Source organism: Streptomyces sp. NPDC029466 (assembly GCF_055574515.1).
Genome location: NZ_JBVHZH010000007.1, coordinates 184,146 through 193,313, shown reverse-complemented (window position 1 = coordinate 193,313; position 9,168 = coordinate 184,146). Strand labels below are relative to the sequence as shown.

6 protein-coding genes are annotated in these 9,168 nt (G+C 71.8%); all 6 read right to left on the bottom strand.

The annotated features are described in order from the left end of the window. Positions 1 to 210: 210 nt before the first annotated feature. The gene (locus ACZ4XD_RS09215) at positions 211 to 942 is read right to left on the bottom strand and encodes a DUF8010 domain-containing protein (protein WP_468039761.1); all 732 of its coding nucleotides are present in this window, start codon (positions 940 to 942) and stop codon (positions 211 to 213) included. Next, entirely contained in the window at positions 939 to 1,373 is a 435-nt protein-coding gene (locus tag ACZ4XD_RS09210; protein WP_078885802.1) for an acyl-CoA thioesterase, read from the bottom strand. The genes ACZ4XD_RS09215 and ACZ4XD_RS09210 overlap by 4 nt, the downstream gene beginning before the upstream one ends. 5 nt (positions 1,374 to 1,378) lie before the next feature. Beyond that, positions 1,379 to 3,043, bottom strand: coding sequence for an energy-dependent translational throttle protein EttA (gene ettA, locus ACZ4XD_RS09205; RefSeq protein WP_468039758.1), 1,665 nt, complete (start codon positions 3,041 to 3,043; stop codon positions 1,379 to 1,381). A 619-nt stretch (positions 3,044 to 3,662) separates the two neighbouring features. After that, positions 3,663 to 5,072: a Cys-Gln thioester bond-forming surface protein gene (locus ACZ4XD_RS09200; RefSeq protein ID WP_468039756.1), complete on the bottom strand. Its 1,410-nt coding sequence runs from the start codon at positions 5,070 to 5,072 to the stop codon at positions 3,663 to 3,665. Positions 5,073 to 5,299: 227 nt separating this feature from the next. After that, complete coding sequence (locus ACZ4XD_RS09195) at positions 5,300 to 6,259, bottom strand: single-stranded DNA-binding protein (protein ID WP_468039768.1); 960 nt, start codon at positions 6,257 to 6,259, stop codon at positions 5,300 to 5,302. A 460-nt stretch (positions 6,260 to 6,719) separates the two neighbouring features. Next, positions 6,720 to 8,780 carry a YfjP family GTPase gene (locus ACZ4XD_RS09190; protein WP_468039754.1) on the bottom strand — a complete coding sequence of 687 codons (2,061 nt, stop codon included), beginning with the start codon at positions 8,778 to 8,780 and terminating at the stop codon, positions 6,720 to 6,722. Between the last annotated feature and the right edge of the window lie 388 nt (positions 8,781 to 9,168).

Genomic DNA, 9,168 nt, shown 5'->3' with positions numbered 1-9,168 from the left:
CACCCGCTACGACAAGACCGTCGAGTCCTACCAAGCCGCCGTCACCCTCGCATCGCTCCTGATGTGGGCGTGACATTTGAAGACAACTCCTAGGGGACGTGGGCCCCGGAGCCGCCGCCCAACCGGCCGGCTATCTCCCAACCAGCCGACTGTCTCCCGACCGACCGGCTACCTCCCGACCGACCACGTCTCCCCGCAGCCGCCCGCCCGTCAGAGCGGTGTGACCGTGAGGCCCGACAGTCCGGTCAGCCCCGCCGGGCCGCCGGTGCGTACGGCGATCGACCCGTACGGGGTGCTCAGCCGCAGCCAGCCGCCCGCGGACAGCAGGCTCAGCGGCTGGTGCCCGGGCCGCGCGGACCCGGCGCCGGAAGCGGTGCCGCTGCCCGCCAGCGCCCCGGCCCGTACCGGCCGCAGAAAGCCCAGCGACTGCGCGGCATGGGCGGCGCGCAGCGGGAGATGGGTGTCGCCGAGGGTGCGCGACCAGATCTCCCGGCCGATGCGGTCCCGTTCGGTGCGGGTGCGGTGCTGCGGCGGCAACGCCTCGTCACGGGCGCGGAATTCGGCGACCGCGGCGGCCACCGCACGCATCAGCGCCTCGGGCGCGGGCAGCCCCGGCACCCGCTGCCAGCCGCCGCGTGGCGGCAGCAGCCCGGTCCACGGCGGACCGGTGACGGCGGCGGGCACGGTCAGCACACCCGCCGGCCCGTCCACGCCTTCGAGGAGTTCACCGGCCGAGACCGTCCGGTCCAGGGTGGTGTCGTCGGCGAGCCGGGCGGTGCGGATCGCCAGCACCTCGAAGGACGGCGGGCGGCCGAAAACGGCGAGCACCCCGCCGCCGGCCTGGAGCCGTACCGCGGCGGCGCGGTCGTAGTGGATCAGGCGGGCGAGGAAGGCGGCGAGATCCGCCGCCTCCCCCGCATCGGCCAGGTGCAGCGCCGTCATACCGCGGCGGATCCCCCCTGATGCGCGGCGTCGTCCAGATACTCCTTGAGGATCGCCTTCTCCTCCGCGCTGAGACGGCGGGGACGCTCCTCGGTGAAGTCGAACGGGACGACGACGGTCGAGGCCCGCAGGTAGAGGGTGTCCTCGTCCTTGACCTCGTAGCCGACCGTCATCGACGCGGCGCTGATCTTCGTCACCCACAACTCGACGGTCACCGGGGCGTGCCGGTGGACCAGCGGCCGCACATAGTCGATCTCGTGCCGGGCGACGACCGAGCCGCCCGTGAACGACGGGCTGCCGTCCCCCGGCGCCAGCCGGCGCATGAAGTCGATCCGCGCCTCTTCGAGGTAGCGGACGAACACCGCGTTGTTGACATGGCCGAACGCGTCCATGTCCGACCAGCGCAGGGGGCAGGAGTAGAGGTGTCGCACGCCGGTCAGCCCCGGGTGAGCTTCTTGTACGTGGCGCGGTGCGGGCGGGCCGCGTCCGCACCGAGGCGCTCGACCTTGTTCTTCTCGTACGACTCGAAGTTGCCCTCGAACCAGAACCACCGGGAGTCGCCCTCGTACGCCAGGATGTGCGTGGCGACGCGGTCGAGGAACCAGCGGTCGTGGGAGACGACCACGGCGCAGCCCGGGAACTCCAGGAGCGCGTTCTCCAGCGACGACAGGGTCTCGACGTCGAGGTCGTTGGTCGGCTCGTCGAGGAGCAGGAGGTTGCCGCCCTGCTTGAGGGTGAGCGCCAGGTTGAGGCGGTTGCGCTCACCACCGGAGAGCACCCCGGCCGGCTTCTGCTGGTCCGGGCCCTTGAAGCCGAACGCGGAGACATACGCCCGCGAGGGCATCTCGACCTGGCCGACGTTGATGTAGTCCAGCTCGTCGGAGACCACGGCCCACAGGGTCTTCTTGGGGTCGATGTTCTCGCGGCTCTGGTCGACGTAGGAGATCTTGACGGTCTCGCCGACCTTGATGTCGCCGGAGTCCGGGGTCTCCAGGCCCTGGAGCATCTTGAACAGCGTGGTCTTGCCGGCGCCGTTCGGGCCGATGATGCCGACGATGCCGTTGCGCGGCAGGGTGAAGCTCAGGTCCTCGATCAGGACCTTCTCGCCGAAGGCCTTGTTGAGCTTGTCGACCTCGACGACGACATTGCCCAGCCGCGGGCCCGGCGGGATCTGGATCTCCTCGAAGTCCAGCTTCCGCATCTTGTCCGCCTCGGCGGCCATTTCCTCGTAACGGGCCAGTCGCGACTTGGACTTGGCCTGCCGCCCCTTGGCGTTGGAGCGCACCCACTCCAGCTCTTCCTTCAGACGCTTCGCACGCTTGGCGTCCTTCTGGCCCTCGACCTTGAGACGGGTCTGCTTGGTCTCCAGGTACTTGGAGTAGTTGCCCTCGTAGCCGTGGGCGCGGCCGCGGTCGAGCTCCAGGATCCAGCCGGCGACGTTGTCGAGGAAGTACCGGTCGTGGGTGACGGCGACGACGGTGCCGGGGTACTTGGCGAGGTGCTGCTCCAGCCACTGCACGGACTCGGCGTCCAGGTGGTTGGTGGGCTCGTCGAGGAGCAGCAGGTCAGGGGCCTCCAGCAGCAGCTTGCACAGCGCGACGCGGCGGCGCTCACCACCGGAGAGGTTGGTGACCGGCCAGTCGCCGGGCGGGCAGCCGAGGGCGTCCATGGCCTGCTCCAGCTGGGTGTCCAGGTCCCACGCGTTGGCGTGGTCGAGGTCCTCCTGGAGCTTGCCCATCTCCTCCATGAGCTCGTCGGAGTAGTCGGTCGCCATCAGCTCGGCGACCTCGTTGAAGCGGTGGAGCTTGCCCATGACCTCGGCAGCGCCGTCCTGGACGTTCTGGAGCACCGTCTTGGACTCGTCCAGCGGCGGCTCCTGAAGGAGCATGCCGACGGTGTAGCCCGGGGAGAGGAACGCGTCACCGTTCGACGGCTGCTCAAGACCAGCCATGATCTTCAGCACCGTGGACTTACCGGCGCCGTTGGGACCCACGACACCGATCTTTGCGCCCGGCAGGAAGCTCAGCGTCACGTCATCGAGGATGACCTTGTCGCCGTGCGCCTTGCGCGCCTTGCGCATCGTGTAGATGTACTCAGCCAAGAGAAACCGTCCGGCAGATTGGATCGATAAGGGTCTGTGCGGCACCGCCCCGGGGCCCTCGTGCGCGGCAACCGTGGGAGGCCAGATACACCCCATCTTGCCGTACGCCTGCGCTCAGGCGGAAACGAGTAGGTCAGAGCGCCCCTGCTCAGCCCCGACCTGCCATGCCTCCGTGTCCACTTGATCGCCGTCTGTCAGCGTTGATCACCTGGGGGCGGACTTCGGCTGTGCGTGCTGCGTGATGCGTGCTGTACGGCCTGCCCGGTGTGCGTGGGCTCGGTCGGCCGGCTGTCGGGCTGGCGGGCTGGCGGGCTGGCGGGCTGGCGGGCTGGCGGGCTGGCGGGCTGGCGGGCTGGCCACGATGCGTCTGCCTGGACCGTCGTACGTCGGCCCGGCCCTGCCTTGCCCTATGGGTGCCCTGCCCTGCACGGTGCCCTGCCCTGCCCGCTGTACGTCGGCTGCTGGACAGCGGGGGCCGGGGCGGGGTGGGCACCGAGGCGCCGCGCGAACGCCGACGGCCCCGGAGCGCTGCTGCGCTACGGGGCCGTCGGGGGCTCACCCTCGGGTCACCGAGTGGTTACCGGGTGCGGCCGGACGCTGGGGCACCGGCCGCCGGGTGTTACTGGGCGGGGGTGCCGGTCTTCTTCTTACGGAGGAAGAACACCGCCGCGCCGCCGACCACGACGAGGACGACCGCGATGCCCGCGATCATCGGGGTGGCGTTGCTGGAACCGGTCTCGGCGAGGTCGCCGCCCTTGTCCCCACCGGTGTCCCCACCGGTGCTGCCACCGACCGAGGCCGGGCTGGGCTGGCTGGAGGGCTTGCCGCCGCCGCTGCCGGCGGTCTTGCAGTCCAGGACGCCGGAGAACGACTTCTTGAAGCCGCCCTCACCCTTGATCGTGATGTTGTACGGCTGGTCCTCGGCCACCGGCACGGTCACGGTCTGCGACTTGCCCGGCGCGATCTCGTAGTCCTTGCCGGAGAGCTGGAAGCGGAACGCCTCATCGCCCTTGTTGCTCGCCGTGACGTCCACGCCACCCTTGGCGCAGTTCTTCTCCGCGGTGATCGCCGGGATGGCGCCCTGCTTCTTCCACGAGAACGTGGCGGCCGCGGAGACCGTGGACTCGCTGGAGCCGGCCAGGATCTGGGTCTGGCTCTTGGCGTGCTCACCGATGCCGGTGAAGGCACGGCCGACCGGGACCTTGGTGGCGGCCTGCGCGGTCAGCGAGCTGCTGCCGTCCGCGGCGCCCGCGGGCACGTCGAAGAACAGCTGGGTGCCGTCGGTCGCGCTGGTGACCGGCTTACCGTCCTTGCCGACGACCTTGGCACCGGCAGGCACGCCGGCCGCCGGGGAGATCGTGACGCTGTCGGCGTTGGTGTGCACGGTGACCGGACCGAGCTTGCTGCCGGACTTGCCGGAGACGGCCGGCGGGTCGAGCGTCAGCGAGGCCTTGGGCTCGGCGACGTTCTGCGCGCTCTTCTCGAGGTAGTCGGCGAGCTTCTCGGCCGCCGGGTCGACCGCGTCCACCTTGGCGTGGTCGGAGAAGCGCCAGATCGCGACCTGGGTGCCGGCCGCGGCGGTCTTCTCGGTGAGGTTGCCGGCACCGGCCTTGGCGGCGAGCGCGGCCAGGTCGTTCACCTGCGGGTAGGAGTTCTGAAGAATCCAGCGGATCTTGCCCGCGTCCCCGTTGTTGTGCAGCGACGAGGCGCTCCAGGGCACTTCCTGGTACTTCGCCTGCTGCTGCGTCGGGTTGTGGATGTCGATGCAGTACGTCTGGAGCGTGCCGCCGTTGTCGACCGCCATCTCGAAGAGGCCGGCGCCGACGCGCTGGTCCCCTCCGTCGTTGTGCACGACCGCCTGGTCGAAGGTCTTCAGACCGCCGAGCGTGGCGGTGGCACCCCCATGGGCGGGGGTCGTCTCGTCCGCCGCGGCAGGCCCCGCGGTGGCTATCGCACCCGCCGCGACCAGGCCGGAGGCCACGACCGCGGCGGCAAGGCGGGCTGCGCCCCGCCTCTTTATCGAAAGCATGAAATTCCCCTCTGGGCGAGGCGGTCGAAGTGGGAGAGGTTGCCTCGCCGGAAAGATCCCAAAGAACTCAACAGCCGAACACGTCAGCCCCCGTGAGTACTTGTCGGATCTTATGGAGCAGGTGCATCAGGGTCCCCAGTAATGGCATCCCATAAGCGATCCGAATCGCAATCGTTACCGATCACGAGCACCTTGACCTGGCATTATCGACAAATCACCAGAACTTTTCAGGGCACAGTCACCTTCTCTGGCGAATGGGTCACGGAGGAAGGTGCTGCGGCGGAGTCCCCCGATCCTCCGGCACCAGCTGCAATCCCGCTGGTCATAGGCGTTTTGGCGGTCGTGGAGCCCTTGGCGGCCCTCTGCTCCTTGAGAACTCGCCGACCTCTGACGCCCGTCCGAGGTCTGGAACCCGGCCGTGCTTCACCGGCTGCCCGCGCCTTGGCATCCGTGGGCGGGGTGGCGTCCGTTGGGGAGTTGGCGTCCGTTGAAGAGTTGGTGGTGGGCGAGTTGGCCGCCGTTGGAGTGTCGGTCGTCGCGGGAGAGCCAGCTGACGTCGGCACCTTGGGGACAGTCCGGGTGCCGACTTCCGGCAAGGGGCCTTCCCATAAATCTTGTTGTGCTGGCCTGGCCGGGTGCGGCGGTCGCGATCGTTGTGGGGAGGGAGCGGGAGAGGGAGAGAGGGAAGGAGAAGGGGAGGGGGACGGCGACACGGACTCCGATGGTGGCGATGGCGATAGATGCGGTCTCGGCGCGGGAGAGGAGACCGGTGTCGGGGAGAGTTGTTGAGCTGAGGCCGAGGGGCCGTCCGCTGCCGTACGTACCGCCCGGAGGACCCTTCGGAACGCGGCGGTGCCCCGCGTGAGATCGTGGCCGATCGCCACGGCGTCGACCTCCGCCGAGAACCAGCGCTGCCCGCCCTTCTCGGGCGGCTGCTCCCCCTCCCGCAGCCGTAACCGTCCCTGGACGATGAGTGGTTCACCCACCGCCACCGACGCGGCCACATTGTCGGCGAGCCCACGCCACGACCGGACCGTGTAGAAACTCGTCTCGCCGTCGGTCCAGCGCTCCTGTGCCTTGTCCCACCGACGGGATGTCGCCGCCAGCCGGAACCTCGCCACCGTCACACCGGCCGCCGTCTGGCGATGCTCCACCGCCGTCGCGGCATTCCCCACCAGCGTCACCATCGTGTCGTTCACCTGCTACGCCTCCCCCGTGTCCGGCGGTCGCTCTCGTCGCGTACCGCTCGCGCTGCGATGACCTCATGCTGCACGGATTCGGCAAGCGCCGCGGCGGCGTGTGGACAGGTGGCCGACTGTGGACAACTCGGCCACCCGGAAGGGGGAGAGAAGGAGAGAGAAGGGGGATGAGGGCGGGGTGTTCACGGCCCGGGGTCACCATCTGCTCTCCCCCTCCCCTGGGTCTGCCAGCAGTCGTCAGGCCTTCTCCGCGCTCCCCAGCCGCCATCGGCCCCCCGGTCGTCATCCGCCCCGGCCGCCCTCAGTCCCCTCGCCCTCGGTCCGGTCGTTGCCGGCCCCGGTCACTACCGCCCGGCCGCCTCGGCAGTCCCATCCACCCCGTCGGCCGCCAACTCCCTCCCCCGCCCGGCCGTTACGCCGCGCCCTGCTGCTCAGCCCCCTCCCGCCGTCACACGCCGGATGCCACCGCGTACTGCTCCCGCACCTCGCGATAGCGCAGCAGCTCGGCAGCCACCGGCTCCAGCACCCGCGCCCGCCCGCACGCCGCAGCCGCACTCCGCAGGCGCCGCTCGGCGTCCTGCCCGTAACGCCGGGCCGGGCCGCGCGCCACCACCCGGCACATCCACGCCAGCGCCGGCCCGCCCACCGACCCGAGAACCGCGGGCAGCAGCCCGGAGATCCAGGCCGTCGCATCGCCCACGCCCGTCATCGCACCCAGCAGCCAGAGCACGCCGACGACTTGGAGGACGGACAACATCCCCTGCAACGAGGCGGCAACCGTCCACCACCGCGGCTTCACGGCCGGCCCGCCCCGTAGGGCCTCTTCGGCATCCGCTGCCACCTTGTCCAGCGCCTCCGGCAGCCCGTAGGCACCGCGGTCCGCCGCCTCCCGCACCGCATGGGCCCAGGGCGCCGGCAACCCGTGCGCCGCCTCGGCGGCCACCGTGCGGACGGCGTGTTCCACCACCGGCCGGGCGGCCGCCCGGCCGTCCACCGCCGACGCACCCACCTCACCGGCCCCGGCCTCAGGCCCGGCCCCGCCGTCTCCCGGATGCCCGGCCGCCCACTGCCGCTCCACCAGGCCCTGCCGCCTGCCGCGCCGCCCGGAAGCCGTCAGACCCTCGGGGCCCTCACCGTTCCGACCGGTACGGGCCCGGCCCGTGCCCGTCCGCACCGCTTCGCCGTGCCCCGCGCAGACCTGCCCCATGGAGGTCCGCCCGTCCCGGCTCCACCTCGTTCCCGCCCGCCCCCTACGGCCCCGCGCCGCGTCGATCCGCCCCTCATCGGTCCGTCCGGCGCCCGTCTGCCCGGCGCCCGTCTGCCCGGCACCTGCACGCCCTCCACCCCGGCCAACCCCCGCTCCCGTAACCCCCACTCCGGTCGTTCCCGCTCCCGCCGCTCCGGTCACCCATCCCTCGTTCGCCCCCGCCCCGAAGCCACCGGCCCCCCTCCGACTCCCCCGCAACCGCCACCGCCGCATCCGCGACCACGGAGAGCCGCAGGCACGCTCCGCGTACCGCAGCCAATCGCGCTCCGCCGCCCGCCCGGTGGCCACCGCCCCGACCGCCTCCGCCAAACGGTCGTCGAACTCCGCACGGGCCCGTTCGGTCAGCCCGACCCCGTTCTGCGCCACGTACGCCGACCGCAACCGCTCGGTCGCCGCGTCCACATCCGCCGCCAGCCGACGGTCCGCCGCGCCCCGTTCCGCGACGAACTGGCCCAGCGCCTCCCGCAGTTCCCCCACGCCCCGGCCGGTCGCGGCGGACAGCGCGAGCACCGCCGCCCCGGGCTCCCCGTGCTCGCCGAGCGCCAGCCCGTCCTCGTCCAGCAGCCGGCGCAGATCGTCCACCACCTGGTCGGCGGCGTCCCCGGGCAGCCGGTCCACCTGGTTGAGCACGACGAACATGACCTCGGCGTAGCCCGCCAACGGCCGCAGATACCGCTCGTGCAGCACCGCGTCCGCGTACTTCTCCGGGTCCACCACCCAGATCACCGCGTCCACCAGCTCCAGCATCCGGTCCACCTGGGCGCGGTGCTCAGTGGCCGAGGAGTCGTGGTCGGGCAGATCGATCAGGATGAGTCCGCGCAGCTCGGAGCTGCCGTCCGCCGGGACGTGCCGGCGGTGGGCGGGCACGCCGAGCCGGTGCAGCAGCCCGTCCGCGCCCGGCCGGCTGCCCGGCCAGACGCAGGCCACCGGCTCCGCGGTCGTCGGCCGCCGCGGCCCGACCTGTGAACGGTTCGCCCCCGCCAGCGCGTTGAACAGCGAGGACTTACCGCTGCCGGTCGCCCCCGCGATGGCGACGACGGTGTGCTCACCGGACAGCCGGTACCGCTCGTCCGCCGTCTCCAGCACCCGGCCCGCCCCCGCCAGCGTCCGCCCGTCCAACCGGGTCCGGGACAGCGCGATCAACTCCCGCAACGCATCCAGCCGCCCGCGCAGCCCGCCCCCCGCGGCCCGCCGCCCCCCATCCGCGACCCACCGGTACGCGCCTCCGGCACCGCTCTCCATCTCGGCAGGCAAACGCGGTTGAACCATGGCCTCCATTCGCGGGTCGGCACGCAACGCGCCACGTGCGCCCTCGCCACGCGCCCTCTCCATACGGGCCCCCGCGCCATGAGCTGCCGCCATACGGGACCCCGTGCCATGCGCTGCCGCCATACGGGCCGCCGCGACACGGGCTTCCCCAGTACGGGTAGCCCCGGCACCGGGCCCCTCGGCAGGAGCCGCACCCCCCACCCGCACACCCGCCTCGGCACCCGCCCCGACCGACACACCGGCCGCCGTGCCGCCGGGCGCACCGGCCGACGTGTCATCGGGCGCACCGGCCGACGTGCCGACCGAGTTGCCTGCCGAGGTGCCCACCCCCGCCGCCACAGCTGCCCCCGCAGACGGCTCT